25 protein-coding genes, 2 tRNA genes and 1 riboswitch are annotated in these 22,914 nt (G+C 71.2%); of the genes, 10 read left to right on the plus strand and 17 right to left on the minus strand.

Translation table 11 applies throughout. The features are described 5' to 3' along the window. Positions 1–5 precede the first annotated feature (5 nt). Both rpiA and glmU read right to left on the minus strand, forming a co-directional pair. On the minus strand, positions 6–698 hold the full coding sequence (gene rpiA / locus G3573_RS05505) for a ribose-5-phosphate isomerase RpiA (RefSeq protein WP_163259907.1): 693 nt from the start codon (positions 696–698) through the stop codon (positions 6–8). Then, positions 695–2,041, minus strand: a complete 1,347-nt coding sequence (gene glmU, locus G3573_RS05510; RefSeq protein WP_163259909.1) for a bifunctional UDP-N-acetylglucosamine diphosphorylase/glucosamine-1-phosphate N-acetyltransferase GlmU — start codon at positions 2,039–2,041, stop codon at positions 695–697. The genes rpiA and glmU overlap by 4 nt, the downstream gene beginning before the upstream one ends. Positions 2,042–2,114: 73 nt before the next feature. Here glmU and G3573_RS05515 point away from each other — a divergent pair, with 73 nt between their 5' ends. The 3 genes from G3573_RS05515 to G3573_RS05525 all read left to right on the plus strand — a co-directional run bounded on the left by G3573_RS05515 (position 2,115) and on the right by G3573_RS05525 (position 3,542). Continuing rightward, positions 2,115–2,810: an HAD-IA family hydrolase gene (locus G3573_RS05515; RefSeq protein ID WP_163259911.1), complete on the plus strand. Its 696-nt coding sequence runs from the start codon at positions 2,115–2,117 to the stop codon at positions 2,808–2,810. Positions 2,811–2,867: 57 nt separating this feature from the next. Next, positions 2,868–2,942: transfer RNA gene (locus G3573_RS05520), tRNA-Val, on the plus strand. A 99-nt stretch (positions 2,943–3,041) separates the two neighbouring features. Then, complete coding sequence (locus G3573_RS05525; RefSeq protein WP_163259913.1) at positions 3,042–3,542, plus strand: hypothetical protein; 501 nt, start codon at positions 3,042–3,044, stop codon at positions 3,540–3,542. A 52-nt stretch (positions 3,543–3,594) separates the two neighbouring features. On the opposite strand, the gene G3573_RS05530 is transcribed toward G3573_RS05525, so the two are convergent. From G3573_RS05530 to G3573_RS05540, 3 genes are read right to left on the minus strand one after another with little or no spacing between them, the layout of a single operon-like run. Next, positions 3,595–4,044 (minus strand): pyridoxamine 5'-phosphate oxidase family protein, encoded by a 450-nt coding sequence (locus G3573_RS05530; RefSeq protein ID WP_163259915.1) that lies wholly within the window; start codon positions 4,042–4,044, stop codon positions 3,595–3,597. A gap of 24 nt (positions 4,045–4,068) precedes the next feature. Beyond that, on the minus strand, positions 4,069–4,482 hold the full coding sequence (locus G3573_RS05535; RefSeq protein WP_163259917.1) for an META domain-containing protein: 414 nt from the start codon (positions 4,480–4,482) through the stop codon (positions 4,069–4,071). Between the two features lie 18 nt (positions 4,483–4,500). Next, positions 4,501–4,695 (minus strand): hypothetical protein, encoded by a 195-nt coding sequence (locus tag G3573_RS05540; protein ID WP_163259919.1) that lies wholly within the window; start codon positions 4,693–4,695, stop codon positions 4,501–4,503. A 185-nt stretch (positions 4,696–4,880) separates the two neighbouring features. Between G3573_RS05540 and G3573_RS05545 the strand changes: the two genes are divergently transcribed. From G3573_RS05545 to G3573_RS05560, 4 genes are all read left to right on the plus strand, one after another. Further along, positions 4,881–5,084: a hypothetical protein gene (locus tag G3573_RS05545; protein WP_163259920.1), complete on the plus strand. Its 204-nt coding sequence runs from the start codon at positions 4,881–4,883 to the stop codon at positions 5,082–5,084. A gap of 85 nt (positions 5,085–5,169) precedes the next feature. Continuing rightward, the gene (locus G3573_RS05550; protein WP_163259922.1) at positions 5,170–5,643 is read left to right on the plus strand and encodes a hypothetical protein; all 474 of its coding nucleotides are present in this window, start codon (positions 5,170–5,172) and stop codon (positions 5,641–5,643) included. Positions 5,644–5,713: 70 nt separating this feature from the next. Continuing rightward, complete coding sequence (locus tag G3573_RS05555; protein ID WP_163259924.1) at positions 5,714–6,769, plus strand: trypsin-like peptidase domain-containing protein; 1,056 nt, start codon at positions 5,714–5,716, stop codon at positions 6,767–6,769. A gap of 70 nt (positions 6,770–6,839) precedes the next feature. Further along, on the plus strand, positions 6,840–7,157 hold the full coding sequence (locus tag G3573_RS05560; RefSeq protein WP_163259926.1) for a hypothetical protein: 318 nt from the start codon (positions 6,840–6,842) through the stop codon (positions 7,155–7,157). Here G3573_RS05560 and G3573_RS05565 read toward each other — a convergent pair. After that, the gene (locus G3573_RS05565; protein ID WP_163259928.1) at positions 7,154–7,582 is read right to left on the minus strand and encodes a DUF1353 domain-containing protein; all 429 of its coding nucleotides are present in this window, start codon (positions 7,580–7,582) and stop codon (positions 7,154–7,156) included. The two genes, G3573_RS05560 and G3573_RS05565, sit on opposite strands and share 4 nt — an antisense overlap. A gap of 125 nt (positions 7,583–7,707) precedes the next feature. On the opposite strand from G3573_RS05565, the gene G3573_RS05570 reads away from it, so the two are divergent. Next, positions 7,708–9,423: a GMC oxidoreductase gene (locus G3573_RS05570; RefSeq protein WP_163259930.1), complete on the plus strand. Its 1,716-nt coding sequence runs from the start codon at positions 7,708–7,710 to the stop codon at positions 9,421–9,423. Between the two features lie 40 nt (positions 9,424–9,463). Then, a complete protein-coding gene (locus G3573_RS05575) occupies positions 9,464–10,666 on the plus strand; it encodes a Xaa-Pro peptidase family protein (RefSeq protein WP_163259932.1) in 1,203 nt (400 codons plus the stop codon). Here G3573_RS05575 and G3573_RS05580 read toward each other — a convergent pair. Then, positions 10,626–12,338, minus strand: coding sequence for a homoserine dehydrogenase (locus G3573_RS05580; RefSeq protein ID WP_163259934.1), 1,713 nt, complete (start codon positions 12,336–12,338; stop codon positions 10,626–10,628). The genes G3573_RS05575 and G3573_RS05580 overlap by 41 nt on opposite strands. Before the next feature lie 253 nt (positions 12,339–12,591). Then, positions 12,592–12,697: riboswitch (SAM riboswitch) on the plus strand. Positions 12,698–12,782: 85 nt separating this feature from the next. Between G3573_RS05580 and metB the strand changes: the two genes are divergently transcribed. Further along, positions 12,783–14,960 (plus strand): cystathionine gamma-synthase, encoded by a 2,178-nt coding sequence (metB, locus tag G3573_RS22170; protein ID WP_163259936.1) that lies wholly within the window; start codon positions 12,783–12,785, stop codon positions 14,958–14,960. Here metB and G3573_RS05590 read toward each other — a convergent pair. The 10 genes from G3573_RS05590 to G3573_RS05635 all read right to left on the minus strand — a co-directional run. Next, positions 14,957–15,373, minus strand: a complete 417-nt coding sequence (locus tag G3573_RS05590) for a hypothetical protein (RefSeq protein ID WP_163259938.1) — start codon at positions 15,371–15,373, stop codon at positions 14,957–14,959. The genes metB and G3573_RS05590 overlap by 4 nt on opposite strands. Beyond that, on the minus strand, positions 15,370–17,154 hold the full coding sequence (locus G3573_RS05595; protein ID WP_163259940.1) for a sulfatase-like hydrolase/transferase: 1,785 nt from the start codon (positions 17,152–17,154) through the stop codon (positions 15,370–15,372). Before G3573_RS05595 ends, G3573_RS05590 begins: the two co-directional genes overlap by 4 nt. Before the next feature lie 85 nt (positions 17,155–17,239). Further along, positions 17,240–18,127 (minus strand): SIMPL domain-containing protein, encoded by an 888-nt coding sequence (locus G3573_RS05600; RefSeq protein WP_240454529.1) that lies wholly within the window; start codon positions 18,125–18,127, stop codon positions 17,240–17,242. A 185-nt stretch (positions 18,128–18,312) separates the two neighbouring features. Then, the gene (locus G3573_RS05605; RefSeq protein WP_163259942.1) at positions 18,313–19,002 is read right to left on the minus strand and encodes a hypothetical protein; all 690 of its coding nucleotides are present in this window, start codon (positions 19,000–19,002) and stop codon (positions 18,313–18,315) included. Positions 19,003–19,168: 166 nt separating this feature from the next. Next, complete coding sequence (locus G3573_RS05610; protein ID WP_163259944.1) at positions 19,169–19,711, minus strand: DUF4136 domain-containing protein; 543 nt, start codon at positions 19,709–19,711, stop codon at positions 19,169–19,171. A gap of 100 nt (positions 19,712–19,811) precedes the next feature. After that, positions 19,812–19,888, minus strand: a tRNA-His gene (locus G3573_RS05615). Positions 19,889–19,955: 67 nt separating this feature from the next. Next, entirely contained in the window at positions 19,956–20,729 is a 774-nt protein-coding gene (locus G3573_RS05620; protein ID WP_163259946.1) for a M48 family metallopeptidase, read from the minus strand. A gap of 185 nt (positions 20,730–20,914) precedes the next feature. Continuing rightward, complete coding sequence (locus G3573_RS05625) at positions 20,915–21,643, minus strand: energy transducer TonB (RefSeq protein WP_163259947.1); 729 nt, start codon at positions 21,641–21,643, stop codon at positions 20,915–20,917. Positions 21,644–21,657: 14 nt separating this feature from the next. After that, a complete protein-coding gene (locus G3573_RS05630) occupies positions 21,658–22,092 on the minus strand; it encodes a biopolymer transporter ExbD (protein WP_163259949.1) in 435 nt (144 codons plus the stop codon). A gap of 5 nt (positions 22,093–22,097) precedes the next feature. Next, positions 22,098–22,914: MotA/TolQ/ExbB proton channel family protein (locus tag G3573_RS05635; RefSeq protein WP_163259951.1), on the minus strand; the 817-nt coding region annotated here is incomplete at its 5' end.

The raw sequence follows: 22,914 nt of genomic DNA on the forward strand, positions 1-22,914 counted from the left end.
GCAAGCTAGGGAGTTAGGCGCTCCACCCCGCTATCGGAAGCCACCAGGGCCTCGTCGCAGAGATCCAGGAACAGGCCGTGGTCGACCACGCCGGTCAGGCTCTTCAGGTCGGCGGCCAGGGCGGTCGGGTTCGGAATGGCCCCGCAGGCGGCGTCGTAGATGACGTTGCCGCCGTCGGTCAGCACGGGCTCGCCGTCCTTCATCCGCAGCCGCGGGCCGACGCCGATCTCGTGCTCGGACAGGACGTCGGCGATGCGGTTGGCGGTGGTGACATGGCCGAAGGCGACCACCTCGATCGGCAGGGCGAACTTGCCCAGCACCGGCACCTTCTTGGCCGCGTCGGCGATGCAGACGCAGCGCTTGGACGCTTCCCAGACCAGCTTCTCGCGCAGCAGGGCGGCGCCGCCGCCCTTGATCAGGCTCAGGCCCGGGCCGATCTCGTCGGCGCCGTCGACCGTCAGGTCCAACTCGCGCGCCTCGTCCAGGGTCAGCAGCGGGATGCCCAGCTCACGCGCCAGCTCGGCGGTGGCTTCCGAGGTCGGCACGCCGCCCTTGATCTTCAGCCCGCCCTTCACGCGCTCGCCCAGCGCTTTCACGAACCAGGCGGCGGTGGAGCCGGTGCCCAGGCCCACGATCATGCCGTCTTCCACCAGCGCCGCGGCGGCTTCGCCGGCGGCGCGCTTCTGGGTGTCGCTCATTTGGCCCTCCGGGCGCGCTTGGCCGCGCGGAAGCGCTCGGCCCAGCCGGGTTTCTCGGACTGCGCCGAACGTTCGAACGCCAGGGCGTCGGGGGCGACGTCCTTGGTCACCACCGAGCCCGAGCCGACATAGGCGCCGGCGCCGACGCTGACCGGCGCCACCAGCGAACTGTTGGAGCCGACGAAGGCTCCCTCGCCCACGGACGTGCGGTGTTTGTCGAAGCCGTCGTAATTGCAGAAGATCACGCCGGCGCCGATGTTGGCCTTCGCCCCGACCTCGCCGTCGCCGATATAGGCCAGGTGGTTGGCCTTGGCGCCCGCGCCCAGCTTGCCGTTCTTCACCTCGACGAAGTTGCCGACGTGGGCTTCAGGGCCGATCTCGGCGCCGGGCCGCAGCCGCGCGTAGGGGCCGACCAGGGCGCCGGAACGCACGGTCGCGCCCTCCAGGTGGCTGAAGGCGCGGATCACCGCGCCGGTCTCCACGCTCACGCCGGGGCCGAACACCACGTTGGGCTCGACCGTCACGCCGCCGGCGATCTGGGTGTCCCACGACAGGAAGACGGTTTCCGGGGCGACCATGGTCACGCCCTCCACCATCAGCCGGCGACGGAAGGCGCGCTGGAACACGCCCTCGGCCTCGGCCAGCTCGACCTGGGAATTGACGCCCATCACCGCCTCTTCCGAGGCGAAGGCGACGCGCGCCGACAGGCCCCGGCCGCGGGCCAGGCCGACCACGTCGGTCAGGTAGTACTCGCCCTTGGCGTTGTCGTTGCCGACCTCGGCCAGCAGGGAGAACAGGGTCTTGGCGTCGACCGCCATCACGCCCGAATTGCTGGCGCGCACGGCCAGTTCTTCCGGCGTCGCCTCCTTGGCCTCGACGATGCGGGTGAGCTCGCCGTCCCCGGACAGGATCAGGCGGCCGTAGGCGCCCGCGTCGACCGGCTCGAAGCCCAGCACCGCCACGTCGGCGCCCGCGTCGCGCAAGGCGAACAACGGCGCGACCGCCGATGCGTCCAGCAGCGGGCAGTCGGCGAAGGTGATGATCACGTCGCCGTCGAAGCCGGCCAGGGCGCCCTCGGCCGCGCGCACGGCGTGGCCGGTGCCCAGCGGCGGGTCCTGGATCGCGACAGCGCTGTCGCCCAAGCGCTTCCTGGCGGTCTCGGCCACCTGCGGCGAGTGCGCGCCGGCGACCACCACGATCCGCGCGCAGCCCAGCGCCTCGGCCGCGTCGACGGCGCGGTCCAGCATGGTGCGGCCCCCGACCTTGTGCAGGACCTTGGGCGTGGGCGACTTCATGCGCGTGCCCTGACCGGCGGCCAGGATCACGGCGGCGCGCTGTCTCATGAACGACTCTCCGTTGCGACCGCGCGGGATTTAGCCGAAACGGCGGGGGTTGCGACAGTCGCGGAGCGCATTCGTGTCCCAGGTCTCGTCCCAGGCTCCGTCTCTGGCCGGCGTCACCGTCGTCTTCGACCTCGACGGCACCCTGGTCGACACCGCCCCCGACATCATCGGCGCGCTCAACGTCCTGCTGGCCGAGGACGGCCTGCCCCCGGCCCCGGTCGAGGCCGGACGGCGGCTGATCGGCGGCGGCGTGCGCCGGCTGCTGGAACGCGGCTACGCCGAGGCCGGCGCGGCCTTCGCCGGCGACACGCCCGACCGCGTCGCCCGCTTCATGGAGGTCTACGGCGCCCGCGTCGCGCTGGAGAGCCGCCCCTACCCCGGCGCCGTCGCCGCGCTCGATTCGCTGACGGCCGACGGCGCGCGCCTGACCATCTGCACCAACAAGCCCACCGCCTTGGCCGACGCGCTGCTTGAACAGCTGGGCCTGCGCGGCCGGCTCGGGGCGGTCGTAGGCGCCGACGCGGTCGAACGCGGCAAGCCCGATCCGCAGCACTTCATCCGCGCCGTCGCCGACGCCGGCGGCGATCCGGCCCTGGCGGTCATGGTCGGAGATTCGCACACGGACGTGGCGACGGGGCGCGCCGCGGGCGTTCCGGTCGTGCTGGTCCCGTTCGGCTATACGGAGACCCCGGCCGCCTTGCTGGGCGGCGACGTGGTGATCGAGGATTTCGCCGAACTTCCCGCCGTCGTGCGTCGTCTGTCGAGCTGAGACAAATCGGGCCTTGCGGTCCGAAACGGACCCGGCTATTTGACCGCCTCCCCGGGCGGACGCGTAGCTCAGCGGGAGAGCACCTCGTTCACACCGAGGGGGTCACAGGTTCAATCCCTGTCGCGTCCACCATCTCCCTTCCCTGAAATTTGAACGTCGCCCCGAACCGCCCGCTTGCGCGCGAACGCGCCGTATTGCTCAGCTGGCGCGGTCGATGGCGTGGAGACGGGCGTGAAGGGGTGGTTTGCGGCGTTGGCCGCCGTCGTGTTTCTGACCGCGGGTTCGCCGGCCCAGGCGCTCTGCTCCTACCGCGGCGCGCTCGACGCGAAGACGACGCTGGAGCAGGAGTTCCGCGATTCCCGCTACGTCGTCCGCGCCCGCGTGCGCTCGGCCGAGTCCCACTGGCCAGACGACGCGTCCGACGACGATCCGTGGACGCTGTACCGGCTGGAGGTCGTGGAGAGCTTCAAGGGCGACCTGCCGCACGGGTTCACGGTCTTCACTGAGCGGAACAGCGGCGGCTTCTACATGGACGATCCGAAGTCGGGCCGAGGTCCCGATCTCGGGGGCGAGTATCTGCTGTTCCTGAACCCCTCCCCGTACGGTCCCAATCATCCGCCGGTGGCGAAGCAGTCGTTCTGGGTCAACTACAACTGCGGGCAGTCGCAGCGCTGGACCGAGCTGAGCAGCAACGAGATCCGCCGACTGCGGGCGCTTTCGACACGAAAATAAGACTCACGGCGTCGGCGACCTGGCCGTCGCGGGTCTGCAGTCGGGCGCTGGATCAGACCCTCACCAGCTCCGTCCAGCCGAACCCGCGGCTGTAGTCCAGGATCGAGAAGACCGCCGGCCGCAGGCGAAAGACCGCCAACTGGTCCAAAGGGTCGTCGCGCACGTACTTCCCGACGTCGGCGAACTTCTTGAGGACCAGGGCGGCGACGTCCTGCATCTCCAGGGGATCGCTCACCCGTTCCGCACGCGCGGCCAGGGACAGGCCCTTGATGTCGTCCCAGGTCCTGTACGGCAGCGTGAGGGTCGCAGACACGCGCGGATCGCGAGCGATATTCCTGGCCTTCTGCGAAACGGCGTTGGTGCCGAAATAGACGTTCAGCCCGTCGTTGACGAAACTGACCGTCGTCGCCTGAGGCCAGCCGTCCTCCCGCAAGGTCGCGAGCGCGAGATCGTTGGCGGATTCCAGGATCGCCAGGATTCGCGCCCTTTGGTCGATTTCCATCATCGACTCCTCAGCCCGGCGCCGTCACGGCGCCGACGCGAAGGTGAAGACGTGGCCGTCGTGGGTCTGCAGGACCAGCTTGCCGGGCGTGGCGGTGAACAAGCTCGTGCCCTCCAGCGACTTCAGGAAGGCCTGCTCCTGCTCCATCACCGCGTTGTCGGGGCAGGCCATCATGGTCGAGGCCATGCCGCTCATGGTCAGGCGGCCACGCTGCTTGGTCCAGCGACCGACGAAGCGATTGCAGCCGCCGCTGCCGGAGACCTCGCCCTCAGGCGCCAGCAGCAGGGTCAGGCTCGAGCCGCGCAACGGAGGCATGCCCGTCGCGTCGCGCAACACCCACTCCGATCCCGTCAGTTGCTCGCCGGCGGGCTCATGCCAGGCCTGGAACGCGCAGGCCGTGAGCCCGAGGAACGTCGCCGCGACAGCCCAAGTGCGCACCAAGCCCATGAGAGTCTCCTACGGAGCCCGCTTTTCCTGTGCGAGCCGCCAGGCGATCTGGGCGGCTCCGGCGACGATGAACACCAGCCCGATCAGCATCACATTGCGCGAATGGTTCAGCAGACCGGCCGCCTCCAGCGCCAGGCCGATGAACAGCAGGATCAGGCCGAGGAAGTACTTGGCGAGGGACGTCGTCTTGGGGTCAGGCGCCATCGCGGCGGATCTCCTGTCGGCGACCGATCAGGCGTCGCGCGCCTGAGCCGGGGCCAGCGCAAAACCGTCCGTCCGGCGCGAGGTTCCGCTCCCGTCACGGCGCGGAACCGCCAATTCGCGGGCGCCGTTTTCTTGAGTTGAAGTCGCGGCCGCCCAAGGCCGGACCTTAGTGACGGAGTCAGGCGATGGACCCTGCGCGACCGGGGGCGGGAGCCCTCCTCGGCAAGTATCTGGTCGGCCTGCTCTGCCTGGTGCTGGGCCTCGCCGTGCTGCTGATCGGCGTGTTCAACGCGGCGCACGGCACGATCCTGATCGGCTTCGCGATCGCGGCGCTGGGCGCCTTCCTGATCGTGCTGAAGATCATCGCCCGCAACCGCCCGACGCACTGAGCCGTCCGGCCGCGGACGCATGAAATTTCCTCCATGTCGAACCCCCGGGCCGTCCGCGCGGGTTGGGGGCCGAACGAGGTGCCCCATGCGTCAGATTACCGTTTCCGCCTTCGCGTTTCCGGTCGCGGCTTGCGCCGCCGCCCTGATCGCCGCCGGCTGCACGCCGCAGCCCACCCCCTCCTCCTTCGCCCGCAACGAAGTCGGCACGGAACAGACCGTGCGGCTGGGCGAGATCGAGAGCGTCCGCCCGGTCAACATCCGCCCCGGTCAGACCCACCTGGGCGCGATCACCGGCGGCGCGCTGGGCGCCATCGGCGGCAGCCAGATCGGCGGCGGCACCGCGGCCAACGTCGCCGGCGGCGTCGGCGGCGCTGCGGCGGGCGCCATGGTCGGCAGCGCGCTGCAAGGCTCGCAGAGCACGGCGGGGCTGGAACTGACCGTGAAGCTCGACGACGGCTCGACCATCGCCGTGGTCCAGCCCGGCACGCCGAACGACTTCCGCATCGGCGACCGCGTGCGCGTGACCGGCCAGGGCGAAAACGTCCGCGTGAACCGCTGAGGCGCGCGCAACGCGAGTAGGCGGCGCGCGGTTGACCTCCTGATCCCCGCGCGAGGGGCATGGAGGCCGCATGAAACGCGCCGTCTACGCGCTCGGCGCCGTTCTAGCTGTGGCGGTCGTCGGATGCCGGCCGTCGGAGCGCCCCGCCCAACAGCCCGCGCCGAGCCGGCCGGTCACGGCCGCGCCAGCTCCGGCCGGCGCGGAGATGGCCTTTCCGGACGTCTATGACCGGGTCGCGCCCGCCGTCGTCTCGATCCTGGCCGCGACGACGCCCAGGCGCTCGGCCCTGTCCGACTCCCCCTTCGCGCGCCGCGGGCCGCCGCCGGAATCGGAGATGTCGGCCGGCTCAGGCTTCTTCATCTCCGCCGACGGCCTGATCGTCACCAACAACCACGTGATCGCGGACGCCGACCGGGTCGCCGTGGTGCTGCGCGACGGTAAGCAGTTGCCGGCCCGCCTGGTGGGCCGCGACCCGGCCACCGACCTGGCCGTGCTGAAGGTCGAGGGCCGCGGCTATCCGTTCGTGAACTTCGCCGCCGCGGCCCCGCCGCGGGTCGGCGAAGAGGTGATCGCCATCGGCAACCCGTTCGGCCTGGGGACCACGGCCACGACCGGCATCGTCTCGGCTCTGGGCCGCGACATCGGCTCGGCCTACGTCAACTTCCTGCAGCTGGACGCGGCCATCAACCAGGGCAATTCCGGCGGCCCGACCTTCAACCGGCGCGGCGAGGTGGTGGGGGTGAACACCGCGATCTTCTCGCCCACGGGCGGGTCGGTCGGCATCGGCTTCGCCATTCCTGCCGCCACCGCCGCCGAGGTCACCCGCCAGCTGATCGCCAGCGGCCGGGTCGAGCGCGGCTTCATCGGCGCCAGCCTCGCCGACGTCCCGTCGGAGCCGGACGGTCAGCCTGTGGTGGTGGTCGCCGGCGTCGTCGCCGGCGGTCCGGCCGCGCGCGCCGGCCTGCGTCCGGGCGACCAGATCGCCGCCGTGAACGGCCAGGCCGTGAGCGGCGCGGCCGACGTGATCCGGCAGGTGACCGGCGCGCCGCAAGGCAAGGCTCTCGCCTTCTCCATCGTGCGTGGCGGCCGCACCGGCGCCGTTTCGATCACCCCGCAGCGGCAGTAAGGCCTCCGGAACACGGCTCTCGAGGCCGCGTTTCGCTCCGGGGACGGCGTTTGCAGAAGGATGCGGCGCCATGGGCCCGCGCTTCATCTACACCCTTGGGCTGGTCTGCCTCGCGGCCGGGGTCGCCCTGGAGTTCGTGGGCGTCCGCGCCGATTCCCGCTGGCTGGAGTTCGGCGGGGTGGCGCTGATGGTGCTGGGAACCCTGGTGATCGTCGCCCGCCTGGCCAAGGCCGTCGCCGCCTACCTGCCCGGCCTGGGCTGCCTCGCCGTCGGCGCCGCCGCGGCCCTGTTCGCCGGAACGCTCAGGTCGCTGATGGTCGTCGGCGTCGTCCTGATGCTGCTGGGCGTGGGGCAGGTGGTGTTCACCCTGGCCACCCGGTTCCGCTAGCCCGACCGGCCCCAGCCGCCAGCGCCGCCCACCCGCACCGCCCAGTACATCAGCGCGCGTCGCCAAGCGGGCACGCCGACCACCTCCATGGCTTCACGGAAGATCCGGTCGGCGTCGGCGCGGCTGTAGCGGCCCAGCCCGCGGTTGGCGTAGAGCCAGTCGTGGAGGATCGCCGGCCGGGCCCACGGCCCCAGCTGCGGAAACAACTCGCGAAAGCCCGGCGGCACCGAGGCGAAGTCGGTCTCGAAGCCGACCGGCACGACGACCACCTCGTCGGAATCCTTCGAGCCCACCCGGTATTCCAGCGGCCGCACCAGGCGCACGACAGCCCGCCCGTCGCGGGTGACGCCCGGCAGCTCCTCGACGGCGTAGGCGTCGGTGATCCGCGCGTTCGGAGCGGCGAGGGTCTGCAGCGCGTCCTGCATGAGCCTCAGTCTCGCGCCGCAGCCTTCCCGCCCCCTTAACGGGCGGCCGCAACCTTCAGCGTTCGCTGACAGTTGAGCTTTGCGGGGAGAGCCGTGACGGGACGGCTCCAGGGAGGACCGCCCGCATGGTCGCCTTCGTGGTGGGATCGGGCCCGGCCGGCGCGGCCGCGGCGGCCGCGCTGGCCGAGCGCGGACAGCCGGTCGTCATGCTGGACGCCGGCGGCGAGCTCGAGCCGGACGTCCGCCAGCGCATGGCGCGGTTGGGGGAGCATCCGCCGGAAAGCTGGTCGGCCGCCGACCACGCCGCCGTGCGCGGCCCTCTGCGCTTCAACTCCGAAGGCGCGCCGCTGAAGCTCTTGTTCGGCTCGGACTTTCCCTATCGCGACGTCGAGCGGCACGAGCCGCTCTACGCGCGCGAGGTCGACGCCTATCGCAGCTTCGCGCTGGGCGGCCTGAGCCGGCTCTGGGGCGCTTCGGTCCTGCCCTACGGCGACGAGGATCTGGACGGCTGGCCGCTGGGCTCGGCCGACCTGGCCCCGCACTACGCCGCGGCGCTGGGCCTGACCGGCCTGTCGGCGGCGCGCGACGACCTGGAGGTGCTGTTCCCGCTGCACGTCGAGCCCACCGCCGACCTGCCGGCCAGCGGCCAGGCCCAGGCCCTGCTGGGGCGGCTGCGCAAGCACGCACGCGCCCTGCGCGGCCAGGGCATCTGGTTCGGCAAGGCGCGCCTGGCGGTGAAGGGCCCGCAGGCGCCCGCCGACGGCTGCCGGCTGTGCGGCCTGTGCCTGTACGGCTGCGCCTACGACCAGATCTATGCGGCGAACACGACGGTGACCGACCTGACGGCCCGGGCGCCCGGCTTCCGCTATCTGCCGGGCCAGGTGGTGCGCCGATTAGTCGAGAAGGACGGGCGGGTCGAGATCCACACCGTCTCGCGCGAAGGCGGCGAGAACGCGGTGTTCCAGGCCTCACGCGTGCTGCTGGCCGCCGGCGTGTTCAGTTCCACCCGCATCCTGCTGGAATCGCTGGGCGCCTACGGCCGCCCGGTGACCATCCGCCAGAGCGAGCACTTCCTGACGCCCATGCTGCTCACCGCATCGGCCCCGCGGGCCGCGCAGGAGCGTCAGCACACCCTCAGCCAAGTCTTCCTCGAGCTGACCGACCGCAAGCGCTCGCCGCACAAGGTCCACCTGCAGGTCTACGGTTACAACGACTTCTACGGCCGCATGGCCAAGGCGAAGCTGGGGGGGCTGTACGGCCTGCTGCGGCCCATGCTGGAACGGGTGTTCGAGCGGCTGGTGCTGGTCAAGGGCTACCTCCACTCCGACGATTCCGCGGCGATCGAGGCCACGCTCGAGCGCGGCCAGCGCGGCCCGCACCTGGAGTTGACCGCGCGGCCCAATCCGGCCGCCGCCGCCCTGGTCCGCTCGGTTTCCCGCACGCTCGGGCGCAACGCCTCGCGCATCGGGGCCGTGCCGCTCGGCTTCGGGACGCGCATCGGCCCGCCCGGCAGCGGCGTCCATGTCGGCGGCAGCTTCCCCATGCGCGCCGAGCCGGGCGCGCTGGAGACCGACCTGATGGGCCGGCCGACCGGGTTCGAACGCGTGCACTGCGTCGACTCCAGCGTGTTCCCGACCGTGCCGGCGCCGACCGTCACCCTGACCATCATGGCCAACGCCCACCGCATCGCCACCGCCTGCGCCGAGGCCGACGCCTTTGACGGCCTGCGCGCCGAGCCCGCCGAGCCCACGCCTTCGGTGGAGGAGCTGATCGCCCGCGCCCGGGAGATCACCCGCGCGCCGGCCGGAGCGTCCACGAACCAGCTTGACGACGCCTCCTGAAAGGTCCCGATAGCGCCGAACTCGATCGGGAAGGCGTACCATGACCAAAGGCGTCGGCGGCTCCACGGCGGAGCGTGAACTGGCTGGACTGAGCCGCTGGGCGACGCCGGCCCCGCGCATCGACGCGGCCGAGCGCGAGGCTCGCATGGAGCGCGCCCGCGCCCTGATGGCCGTGATCGGCGCCGACGCCCTGATCGTCAACGCCGGGGCCAGCCTGCGCTACTTCGCCGGCATGGCCTGGGGCGCGACCGAGCGGCTGGTCGCCATGGTCCTGCCGCGCCAGGGCGAGCCGATCATGATCTGCCCGACCTTCGAACTGGGCTCGCTGGAAGCCTCGCTCGGCATTTCGGCCGAGATCCGCACCTGGGAGGAGCACGAAAGCCCCTATCGCCTGGTCGCCCAGACCCTGGCCGACAAGGGCGCGCGCACGCTGGCCATCGACCCGGCCCTGCCCTTCTTCGCCTTCGACGGCCTGCGTAAGGCCGCGACCGGCGTCGAGCTGGTCGACGGCGCGCCGGTGATCGATGGCTGCCGGATGATCAAGTCGCCGGCCGAACTGGCCCTGCTGTCCCAGGCCAAGGCCATGACCCTGGAGGCCCAGCGCCGCGCGGCCCTGATGCTGGCGCCCGGCGTGACCACGGGCGACGTCCGCCGCTTCATCGACGCCGCCCACCGGGCCATGGGCGCGGACGGCGGCAACACCTTCTGCGCCGTGCAGTTCGCCGAGGCGACCAGCTATCCGCACGGCGTGCCGGGCGAGCAGGTGCTGAAGGACGGCGACCTGGTGCTGATCGACACCGGCTGCCAGGTCGACGGCTACAACTCCGACATCACCCGCACCTACGTGTTCGGCCAGCCGACCGAGGCGCTGGCGCGGGTGTGGCGCATCAAGCGCGAGGCCCAGCTGGCGGCTTTCGACGCCGTGCGCCCCGGCGTCGCCTGCGAGACGGTCGATTACGCCGCCCGCAAGGTGCTGGAGGCGAACGGCTTCGGCCCCGACTACAAGCTGCCCGGCCTGCCGCACCGCACCGGCCACGGCATCGGCCTGAGCATCCACGAGCCGGCCTATCTGGTGCGCGGCGACCAGACCCCGCTCGCGCCCGGCATGTGCTTCTCCAACGAGCCGATGATCGTCGTGCCGGGCCAGTTCGGCGTGCGCCTGGAAGACCACTTCCACGTCACCGAGGACGGCGCGGCCTGGTTCACCCAGCCGTCGCCTTCGCTCGAGGCGCCGTTCGGCTGATCACGCTCGCGCGGGCCTCGCGGCGCAGGTCGTAGAGGTCGGCCATCACCGCCTCGACAGTGGGCCAGCGGCCGGCGCCCTTGCCGGCCGCGTGCACCTCGCGGCCGTCGGCCAGCGTCAGGCGCAGGCGGTTCTCCTCCGCCTCGGCCCCGGCCAGGAAATCGTTGTCGGACAAGGCGACCAGGCGGACTTCGCCGGTCCAGCCGTCCGGGCCCAGCTGAGCGCGGGCGACCTGTTTCAGTCGTCCTTGGGACGGCGTCACGACGCTGGCGTCGAGCACGTCAGCGCCCTTGAACACGAAGGCCGCGTCCGGCGCCGCGGCGTGGGCCAGCAGCTCCAGCTTGGCCGCCGCGTCGCGGCCCTCCAGGTCGGCCGACGGATCGGCCTCGGCGAAGCCCGCGCGGGTGGCCGCGTGCACCGCCGCCTCCAGCGTCAGCCCCTCGGCCAGCCGCTCCAGCACGAAGTTGCAGGTGCCGTTGACCACGCCCTCGATCACGGCGACGCCGTCGGGGCGACATCGCGCGGCCGCTTCCAGGAAGGGCGCGCCGCCGCCGACGGCGGCCGAGTGCAGCAGCCGTCCGCCGCCCGCCTCGATCGCGGCGGCGAAGCGGATCCGGCCGGCGTTGACCGCCTGCTTGTTGGCGCTGACGACGGCGGCGCCGCGTGCGAGATAGGCCTCGATCAGGTCGGAGCTCGGCTCCAGCCCGCAGCCGGTGTCGACAAGCACGTCGGCGTCGGCGCTCGCCAGCGCCTCGACCTCGTCGGTGAACAGGCCGCCGGCGCGGTGCCAGGCGCGCCGGCCGACGTCGCGGACCAGCACGGACACCGGTTCGAACCGCTCGGGATCGTCCAGCAGCCGCTCCAGCACGCCGCCGCCGACCACGCCGCAGCCCAGCAAGGCCACCCGCAGGGGCTCGCCCGTCGGCGGCGCGGCGATGCGCACGGCGGTGTCGGGCCCAATCACCGTCTCGTAGGCCGCGCCCAGGGCCGCCACCTCGATCGGCAGCTCGGCCGCCGCGGCCAGGCGCACCGCCTTGTCCTGCACCAGCGGGTGGGCCAGCCGCTCGGCCTCGGCCCAGGTGATGCGGGCGAACGGGCGCGCACCGGCGCGGTTGTGGGCCGGATCGCGGTCATAGACCCCGTCGACGTCCTTCAGCAGGCGCACCCGCGCGCCCAGCCGGGCGGCCAGGAACACGGCGCTCAGGTCCGTCCCGCCGCGGCCCAGCAGCACGGTCTCGCCATGCTCGCCGACCGCCACGAAGCCCGGCACCACCACCACGTCGGCCTCGTCGAGGTCGCGGCGCAGGCGGTCGGCATCCACGTCCACCGGCGAGGCGTCGTGCCGGTCGCCGCCGGCGCGCAGGCCGATCTCGTGCGGCGGGCGCAGGCGGGTCTGCAGGCCGACGCGCTCGGCCGCCAGCGCCAGCAGGGCCGCGGAGCGGGTCTCGCCCAGGGCCACCAGGTAGGGCGTGGCCCGGCCGCGTTGTGCGGCGCCGTAGGTCGCCGCGTGGCGCAGCAGCCGATCCGTCTCCCCGTGGAAGGCCGAAACCACGGCCACGACCGCGCTGCCCTGACGGACGTAGCGATAGATTTCGGAAACGGCCGACGCGACAGATTCCTCCCCGCGAAGAACAGATCCGCCGAATTTCAGGACGATCACAGGTTTGGTCACGACAGCGCTCCAACAGGCCGGCGCGCCGCAAACAAATCAAACTGCGATGACGGAGAAATAGCTGAACAGCCAGAGTGCAGGCGCGATTCCCCGCGCCGCACATCCCGCTTTAGCTGCATTTCTACCGCGCCCGCAAGCTGATGATCAAATCGGCGCGTCTCTAGGAACGACGCAATCGAACCAGTCCGTCAAGAGCTGTCGCGCAAAATTTTTCTCGCTTGACGAAGTCGGTCGCCGCGCCGCAGCATGAAGTCACTCATCGAGACCGACCGAGGGACAGGCCCTTTGACGTCGGGGCAACCTGCGCTTCGCGCAAGGTGCCAACTCCTGCGGGGACCTCGGTCCGCGACAGATGAGTGGAGCGCATACGCCCATGGGCCGTGCGTGCTTCACGGTCTTTCGTTTCCGCCGGAGCTCTCCTGAGTGGGAGGCGGAAGAAGGCCGATGACTTCGGCGAACGAACAATCCGGCGTACGCGACTTCGAGGTCGCCATCCCCGACGGCTTCCGTCTGGAGACGGGCGGCCGACTGGAGCAGACCCACATCCGCGCCCGGCTACAGGGCCGCACCGGCGCCCCCGTGGTGGTGGTCGCCGGCGGCGTGTCCAGCGGCCGCGACGCCGCCGACTGGTGGCCGCAGGTGGTGCACATCGGCGGGCCGATCGACCTCGAGCGCCTGCAGGTGCTGGGCTTCGACTTCGTCCCCGAGGGCGCCAGCACGCCGCCGACGCTGACGACGGGCGACCAGGCGCGCCTGCTGGCCCTGGCGCTCGACGCCGCCGGGGTGGAGTGCGTGAGTTACGTCGGCGCCTCCTACGGCGGCATGGTCGGCCTGGCCTTCGCGGAGCGTTTCCCAGAACGGCTGGAGCGCCTGCTGGTGATCTCCGCCGCCCACCGGGCGCACCCGATGGCCACCGCATGGCGCGGCATCCAGCGGCGCATCCTGGCCTTCGCCCGCGAGGTCGGCCGTCCCGCCGACGGCATCGCCCTGGCCCGCGAACTGGCCATGACCACCTACCGCACGCCCGCCGAGTTCGCGCAGCGCTTCGGCGGCGACGCGCCGGCCGAAGCCGGCGGCGCCTACCCCGTCTGCGACTACCTGATCGCCCGCGGCCAGGCCTATCCCGAGCGCATGTCCGAGGCGCGCTGGGTCGCCCTGTCCGACAGCATGGACCGCCACCGGGTGCGCCCCGAAGCGGTGGTCGCGCCGACCACCCTGCTCGCGTTCGACAGCGACCGACTGGTGCCGCTGGCCGACATGCAGGAGCTGGCCGCGCGCCTGCCCGCCCTGACCGATCTGGTCGTGCGCCCCTCGCTCTACGGCCACGACGCCTTCCTCAAGGAGGACGACGCGGTCGCCTCCGTCCTTCGCCGCTTCTTCGCCGAGGGCGCCCAGCCCTCCCTCGCCGCCATTCCCGCTTCCCAGGAGCCCGCCGTGTCCCAGCCGATCCACCCCTGTACCGCCGCGGCGCGCTCCGGCGTCGATCGCGATCCGGCGTTCGGCTCGGTGATGCCGCCGCTGCACCTGTCCAGCAACTACAGCTTCGCCGGCTTCGACCAGAAGCGGCGCTACGACTACACCCGCTCCGGCAACCCCACCCGCGACCTGCTGGGCGAGACCCTGGCCGAGCTGGAAGGCGGCGCCGGCGCGGTGGTGGTCGCCACCGGCATGGCCGCCGTCGACCTGGCCCTGAGCGACCTGGAACCCGGCGACCTGCTGCTGGCCCCGCACGACTGCTACGGCGGCACCCACCGCCTGCTCTGCGCGCGCCAGCGCAAGGGCCATTTCCGCGTGGAGTTCGTCGACCAGACCGACCCGGCCGCCTTCGAGGCCGCCCTGGCGCAACGGCCCAAGCTGGTGCTGGTCGAAAGCCCGTCCAACCCGCTGATGCGGCTGGTCGACATCGCCGAGGTCTGCCGCCGGGCCAAGGCCGCCGGCGCCAAGGTCGCGGTCGACAACACCTTCCTCTCGCCGGCCCTGCAGCAGCCGATCCGGCTGGGCGCGGACCTGGTGATCCACTCGACCACCAAATACATCAACGGCCACTCCGACGTGGTCGGCGGCGCCGTCGTCGCGGCCGATCCGGAGGACGTGCAGCGCCTGACCTGGTGGGCCAACTGCCTGGGCGTGACCGGCTCGCCGTTCGACGCCTACCTGACGCTGCGGGGCGTGCGCACCCTGTTCGCCCGCGTCGAGCGCCAGCAGGTCACCGCCCAGAAGCTGGCCGAGGCCCTGGCCGTCCACCCGGCCGTGCGCGCGGTGCACTATCCCGGCCTGCCCGGCCACCCCGGCCACGAGATCGCCAAGCGGCAGCAGTCGGGCTTCGGCGCCATGCTGAGCTTCGAGCTGAACGGCGGCGTGGCCGAGGTCCGACAGCTGGTGGAGTCGGTGAACGTCTTCACCCTGGCGGAATCGCTGGGCGGGGTCGAAAGCCTGATCGCCCATCCGGCCACCATGACCCACGCGGCCATGGATCCGGACGCGCGCCGCCGCGCCGGCATCGGCGATTCCCTGCTTCGCCTGTCGGTCGGCCTGGAGCACGAAGACGATCTGGTCCGCGACCTGATCGGCGCGCTTGACGCGCTGGTCACGGAAGCCAACGCGCTGTCGTCCGCCGCCTAGGGGCCCGCCGTCGCCGGGGACGCCGCCGGGACGGGCCGTTGCAGCAGGTAGACCAGGTAGATCACCGCGAGGACGCCGTCGAAGGCGGCGGCGGCCCTCATGCCCTGCAGGGCCGGCTCGGACCAGTTCATCGCCAGCATCACGGCGATGCCGGCCTTCTCCGCCGCCCCGGCCAGCACGATCGGGCGGCGGATCTGCGGGCGGCCGGCGGCATAGATCAGCAGCGCGCCGATGCAGGCCACCAGCAGCCCCCAGTGGCGGGCGAACAGCAGGCCAGCCGGCTCGCCGACCTGCATGCCGATCGTGGTCAGGAACAGGGTCGGCGCCGCGAACTGTAGAGCCCCGGCGAGCGCGGTGACCGCCCCGCTGACATACAGGATCGGCTGGATCGTCTTGTCGGTGATGGGGGTCACGCGTCGCCTCGGTGGTAAAGGAAGGTCGGCCCGGGGAATTCCGCGCCGAGATCGGGCCCGACCTCCTCGGCCAGCAGCCGGTTGGTCCTGGCGTTCAGCCGCATCAGCAGCTCCTTGTGCCGCTCAGGGGCGGCGGCCAGGTTGGTGATCTCGTCGGGGTCCTCGAGGGTGTCGTAGAGCTCGAGCTGGTTGCGCCCGACGAGGTCTTCCCAGGACTGCGGCGTGTGGTGGTCGGCCGGACGGAAGTATCGCGCGAACTTGTAGCGCCCGTCGTGGACGCCCCGGAACAGGGCCGGATTGCCCAGGCTGGGCAGGAACTGGCCGGTCTGGAAACCGACGAACAGCGGCGTCAGCCGGTCGAGCCTCCGCCCCGTCTTCACGCCGGCGCGGGTGAACGCCGGATCGAGATAGAGCGACACGCCGTAGTTGAAGAGGATCCCCTTGTCGTCGCGCGCGCTGCGCCCGTCCGGCGAGGCCAGAGCCGGCGCCAGGTCGACGCCTTTCAGCCAGGGATAGGCTTCGCGGGCGGCCTCTGGCGTCACCCCGGCCAGGCCCAGCAGGGTGGGCACGAGGTCGACATGCCCGCCCAGCGCCGTCGTCTGGCCGCCGCCCTTCGCGTCCGGGTGACGGACGATGAACGGCAGGCGAACGTTCTCCTTGTAGATCAGCGGCCCCTTCTGACGCAGGCCGTGAGCCCCGGCCATTTCGCCGTGGTCGGCGGTGAAGATCACGACCGTCTCATCGTCGAGACCGAGCCGCTGGAGCGCCTGCAGCACGGTCAGCACGTGGCTGTCCACGTCGCGCACGCAGTTGAAGTAGTAGCTCTGGTAGGCGCGCCAGGCGGCCTCGTCCCGCCGGTCGATCGGGCCGTAAACCCAATCGCACATCTCGGCGAAGGCCTTCGTCGCCCAGGGCTTGTCGCGAAGATCGTCGCGCCGCCAGCTCTCCGGCAGGGGCACGTCCCAGACGTCGTCGTAGACCCCGCCCGCCGGCGGCGTGGACAGGGGCGACATGAGGTTGCGCTGCAGCCGGCCGGCCTCCTGGCCGGGGCCGGTGCTGACGTACATCACGTCGTGCGGATTGACGAAGTTGACCGCCAGGAACCAGGGCTGCCGGCCGCTCAGGTCGCGGCCTTTCGTGCCCAGCCATTGCACCGCGTTCGACGCGATCTCGCCGTCGTAGCGGTAGCCGGTCCAGGTCGCCCCGTGCGGGTCGCCGTCGGCGTTGTAGTCGGAGAAGCCGTAGGGCTCGAGCGCGGCCTCAGTGCCGGGATAGGGGCCGTAGACCAGGCCCGGATCGGCCCGCATATGGCTAAGGTGCCACTTGCCTTTGTAGGCGGTGTAGTAGCCCTGGGCGCGCAGCAGGTGCCCGACGCTGGGCATGCCCTCGGCCAGTTCGGGGAAGCTTGGCGGCGCGCCGAAATTGGCGGTCACGCGCGTGTGCTGGGTGTGCCGGCCGAAGTACATGATCGAGCGGGCCGGCGAGCACGGCGTCGTGTGGGCGTGGAAGTTGGAGAACCCCAGCCCCCGCTCCAGCAACGCCTCGTGCGCGCGCAGACCGAGCTCGGCGGGCAGGTCGTGCCAGTGGCGCAGCTGGTCGCAGACGATCAGCAGCACGTTGGGCCGCCGCTCGCGTCGGGCGGCTTTCGACATGGCGCCGACGACCGGCTCCGCCCGATAGGGACGGCGGCTCTTGTCGGCCGCGTCCCCCACGGCGGCGACAGCGCCGACCCCGGCCACGGCGCCTAGCGCCTGTCTGCGGCTGACCCTCTCCTGCGACATGCCACGACGCTAGACCGAACCCGGGTGGGGCGGCCGGCGTCGCAGCCCAATTTGGGCGCCTTCCAGCGCCGATCCGGCGGCCTCCTCACATCAGCCCGTAAACCACGCAGGCTTCCTCCTGCAGCCACTGACGCGGCGGCTGCAGGGTGAACTGCATGGGCTCGCCCTGCCCTCCACCTCGCGCCGCCATAGGCGCCGGCGGGGGCGGCGGCGGGGGCGGCGACGGAGCCATGGCCGCGTCGTAGGAGACGTCGACCGGCGCGCCGCCGGAGCCGTAGCTGGGCCAGCCGGCCAGCACGTCGGTCTGGCAGGCCCGGCCGGTCGGATCGATCACCTTCACGCGCCCCAGCTTGGACCCCGCCGCGTCGGCGGCCAGGTTGGCCCGGCGGGCGGCGTCCTTGACCGCCTCCTTGGACAGCCAAGTGCGGACTTCGTTGTCGGGCTCCAGGCGGAAGCCGACGGGGCCGACGGCGGTCGGCTGGGCGGCCTGCACGGCGGCATAGGCGCGCTCCAGCACCGCCATGTCGCGCACGTCGATGCGCACGGTGGCGGAAACCTCGTAGCGGTCGATCTTGTCCGCCCGCTGGTTCTCCAGAATGTTGCCGTCCTTGTCGCGGTACTGCTCGTAGAGCGGCCGGGTCGACAGAGTGGTCTCGATCCGCACCTTGTCGGCGCCGTAGGCGCGCAGCACGGAGTCGATCTCACGAACCTTGGCGGCGGCCGCCTGCTGGGCCGCGGCGGAGGTGCGTTCGACCGCCTGGAACTGGGCCGTGAAGGCCGCCCGGTTAGCCGGAAGCTCGGTTCGCACCAGGCCGATCGAGGCGATCACCGGCTCCTGCATCCACCACGGCGCGGGGACATAGCGCGCGCCCAGCTGGGCCGGCGGCGTCTGGGCCGCGGCGATCGACCAGGCCGCAAGCGCACTCGTCATCACGCCGGCCGCGAGCGCGGCCCTGAACTTTCCACGGGACATGGCGCCCCTCCCCTGTTGTGCGGAAAAGTGTGGCGCGGGCGAGCTTCGCCGTAAAGCTGAGCGGCCGCGCGCTGCGACCAAGCCGGCCCGACGGTCGACGCCTGTAGCGGAAGGGAGACAGCCGTGCGGGCTGACGGGCGCGGGCTCAGATCAGGCAGGGGCCGCCGCCCCTTGCGAGAACGGCGCTATCTTCCAAAGGTGTAGTTGCAGCTGCGCGCGGCGCCCGGCGTCGGCTCGCCGAGCCACAGGCCGCTCAGGGCCAGGCTGCCGTCGTCGAGCAGGCGGGCCTCGCCGTCCAGATCCAGTTGCGCCGGCACGTTGTTGCCGTCGGTGGCGTTCATGGTCAGCCGGCGCGTCGCCGCGTCGTAGACGTAGGTTCCCCAATAGTCGCGATAGACCTCGAAGGGCTGCCAGGTGACAGCGAATTCGCCCGCCGCGGTGAACTTGAGTTCTCCCACCGGGGTCGAGGGATCCGGCCCGCCTTCGCAGGCGACCGCGGTCTGCCTCCGCGTGCCGGCCAGCGGCCCCTCGCCCGTTCCGACCACGCGGATCTTGCCTTCGATGACCTCGGTCCCGACCTTGGCCTTCAGCGTGACGATCAGACCCGGGGGCGCATCGGCGCTGACGCGCACCGACCGGCCGTCCCTGGCGATGCGGACATAGGCGGGCGCCGAACTCCTCAGCCACTTTATGCAAACCTGGGGGATGTCCTCGAACGCGCCGGGCGAGGAGGTCCATGCCGGGTCGAGGGTCACGCTCTCGCCCTGCCGAACCTCGCGCGGGCCGATCCACCACACGGCGGCCACCGCGTTCTCGGGCCGCGCGCAGGCGCTGGGCGCCCCGGCGGCGAGGAGGAGGGACATAAGCAGGCTCATCTTCGCGCTCCGGACCGCAAAAGGGCGTGTAGCAGGGGGCGCACGGGCTCCGAGCGGCGGCGGCCGCCCCCGCGACGCCTGCCGCCAAGGCGGATGGGAACACGCTATCGGAAGCGAGACCGCTCGAAAATAGCTGCGCCGCCGCAAGGACAGGGGCGGCGTCGCTTCACTTGCCTGGAGGGAACCGAGCAAATAGCGCCTTCACGGCCGCGTCGATATCAGCCTGGGCGACAGGCTCGCTCCCGATGGCGGCCTTGATGGCGACCCCGGTCCACACCCGGCGCTTGGTGGCGACGTCGAAGATGTCGACGGTCAGGGTCCCATCGGTGGCCGCCCTGGTGGGCGGCGCCTCTCCGGCCTGCCCGCCGCGCATTTCCCCCCAGAGCTCCCAGCCCTGGTAGTAGGGCCCGTTCCAGCTTTGCAGGTTGACGCGCTTTCCCAGGGTGAAGCCGACGGCGAACTGTGCAGGCTCTCCGCGCGTGTAGCCGCGCGCCTGCAGGGCGCGATCGATGGCGTCTCGCGTGACCTGCCATTTCTGCGCGCTGACGCCAGGCTGGGCCGTCGTGCTGGCCCAGGCGTAGGTGCGGTAGTCGGCGAAGTTCGCCCACTTGTCGTAGTCGGTATGGACGCTGAGGTCAGGGCCGACCGGGCTGGCGGCGCCTGAAACCAAGGCTGCGGCGAAAACCATCAGGCTGCGGCGATCGAACATGGCGCGAGGCTCGCGTGCGACCGCACCAGTATGCCATCGAGCCCCGGGGCGGTCGCTCCGGGAAAACCCCGAGCGATCTCGACGTCAAGCAGCCTTGCGATGGTACCGCCTCCCCGGCTCGAACGGGGGACCTCTAGATCCACAATCTAGCGCTCTAACCAACTGAGCTAAGGCGGCGCGCTTTCGCGAGGGGGCGGTATTAGCGCCCCCTCGCCGCTTGATCAAGCCAGCTTGAGGCGAAAGATCAGGACCAGCCGCGGCTCTTTATGTAGGCCTCGAGTTCGGCGATGCGCTGGGCGTCCGAGGGGTGGGTCGACATGAAGCTCGGCTGCGAGCCGCCGGTGCGCTGGGCGGCCATGTTGCGCCACAGCGCGATCGCCTCGCTGGGCCGGTAGCCGGCCGCGTGCATGTAGTCCACGCCCAGCCGGTCGGCCTCCAGCTCGTGCTTGCGCGAGAACGGCAGCAGGATGCCCAGCTGCGCCCCGGCCCCGCCGTAGGCGCCGATAGCCTGGCCCAGGTCGCCCTGCCCGGCGACGCCCTGGGCGACGCCCAGGCCGATCTGGGTGGCGGCGGTCTGCGAATAGCGCTCGGCCGCGTGATTGGCGACGTTGTGGGCGATCTCGTGGCCGATCACGGCGGCCAGCTGGTCGTCGTTCTTCACGACCTTGAACAGGCCGGTGTTGACCCCGACCTTGCCGCCCGGAAGCGCAAAGGCGTTCGGGGTGGCGTCTTCGAACACCACGTAGGTCCAGGTCTGATTACCGAGGCCGGCGGCCTGCACCAGGCGCGAGCTGACCCGCTGGACCCGCGCGTTCAGCTCGGGGTCCTTGGAGACCTTCTCCTTGCGCAGGGTCTCCTGCCAGGCCTGGTCGGCGGCCTGGGCCAGGGCGGCGTTGTCGACCAGCAGGAACTGGTTGCGGCCCAGCGCCTCGTTGTAGGCGCAGCCGGCGGTGGCGGCGGTCGCGGCCAGGGCGGCGGCGAGAAGAGCCGGTCTGATCAGGGCGCGCGAGCTGCGCATACGCATTCCTCCGGAAACAGAACCGGCGCTGGGCCGGGGTTGGTGCCTAACGCCGTACTGTGACGATAGATGCGACAGGACCGGCGCCGAGCTCAAGTCCCCGCGCCGCTCGAGCCGCCCCGCACAAACAAAAACCGCCCCGGACTGAAGTCCGGGGCGGTTCTCGTTCTGTAGGCTCGTGGCTGTTAGCCGGCGAGGACCCAGCGCAGGGTGATGTTCACCGTAGCGCCTTCCATCGGCTGGCCGTCGACCATCTGCGGCCGCATGCGGAACTTCGAAGAAGCCCGAATGGTGGCCTGGCCGAAGCCGGAGCCTTCCGGCTCCTCCGACACGACCGAGCAGTTGCTGACCGTACCGTTGGCGTTGACCACGCAGCGGATCGTCGCCCGGCCCTCGGTCCCTTGGTCCATGGCGCGAGGCGGATAGAAGCGCAGCAGGTCCTCAGGGTCCGGCTTGCGCAGCCAATCCGGCTTCGTCACCTGGCGGACCTTCGGCGCCGGCGGAGCCGGAGGCGGCGGCGGTCCGGGCACCACTTGCGGCGGCCCTTCGTACTCGACCCGATCCTCTTTCTTGGTCGGCTCGATCGGCAGGGTCACCGTCGGCGGCGTCACGTTCGGGATCGGAGCCGGCTCGCGCACCTGCAGCTTGGGCGGGGGCGGCTGGTCCGGCGGCGGCGGCGGCGGCGGCGGCGGCGGTGGCGGCGGGATCGGGTTGACCAGATCCACCTTCACCGCCTCGTCCTCGTACTTGTACTCCTGAAGTTTGAACTTCGCGTAGTACAGGTAGGCGAACAGGCCGATGTGGAAGACCACCGAGACGACGATGCCGATCATGGCGCCGGTCGAAAGACCCTTCTTCTTCTTAGAAGGGCCCCAGTCCAGCAGCGGATCGCGGCGGTGAGTTTCTTCAGTCATACGTCACCGCCCCCTTACGTACTCGTGTCCTGGCCAATGAGCGCCACGCTGTAGAAACCATTGTCCTGCAGGGTGTTCATCACCTCCATGAAGGCCCCGTAACGGGTCTTCTTGTCGGCGCGAATGAAGATGCGCTCGTTGGCCGGATCGCGGCGACCGACTTGGGCCGTCAGGTTGGCGCCGAGCTCGTCGATTCCGACCAGACGGTCACCGATGTAGACGTCGCCGGTCTCCTGGATCGAGATGAAGATCGGCGTCGGCGGGTTGGGCGATGGCGGGGCCACCGCAGGCGGCAGATCGACCGGAACCGACACGGTGGCGAGCGGAGCCGCCACCATGAAGATGATCAGCAGGACCAACATAACGTCCACGAAGGGCGTGACGTTGATCTCGGCGTTTTGATCGGCCGCAAACTTCCCGCCGCTCGGGCCTGAAAGCTTGGCTCCCATCTAGATCACGCCCCTTTGTCGAGCTGACGCGAGATGGCGTTCATCAGTTCCGCGACAAAGCCTTCCGAACGGGTGCCGTAGGAGGCGATCCGGGTCTGGAAGAAGTTGTAGAAGATAACCGCCGGGATAGCGGCGAACAGACCGATGCCGGTGGCGAGCAGCGCTTCAGCGATACCCGGGGCCACGACGGCCAGGTTGGTCGTGTTCGTGTTCGCGATGCCGATGAACGAGTTCATGATGCCGTACACGGTGCCGAACAGGCCGATGAACGGACCCGACGAACCGACCGAGGCCAGGAACTGCTGGCCGCCCGAGAGGCGCTTGGCCAGACCGGCTTGAACGGCGGCCACGGCCTGCGAGGCGCGGGCGACGGTCGAGTCGCGGTGATCGCCGCCGACGGCCAGACCGGCCTGGCGGGACAGCTCGACTTCTTCCGAAGCGGCGGCGGCCATGTCGGCCAGCGGGTTGCCGTCGAACTCTTCCGAGGTCGAGATGCGACGCATGTCAGCGACCGAGCGGGCGCCGCGGAAGGCTTCCAGGAAGCGGTCGGTGACGCGGTTCAGGCTGCTGAACTCGAAGATCTTGATGATCAGCAGGGTCCAGGTGAACACCGAGGCCAGCAGCAGGCCGATCATGACGACCTTCACGACCGGGGTGGCGCTCAGGAACATCTGAGCGACGGTCAGCTTGCCGGCGCCTTCCATTTCCAGCGGGGCGGCTTCAGCGGCCGGGGCGGCGGCCGGAGCGGCGGCGTCGCCAGCCGGAGCAGCGGCCGGAGCGGCGGCGGCTTCGGCGGCCGGAGCGGCCGTAGCGGCGGTGTCC

Source organism: Caulobacter sp. 17J65-9 (assembly GCF_010975005.1).
Lineage (GTDB): Bacteria > Pseudomonadota > Alphaproteobacteria > Caulobacterales > Caulobacteraceae > 17J80-11.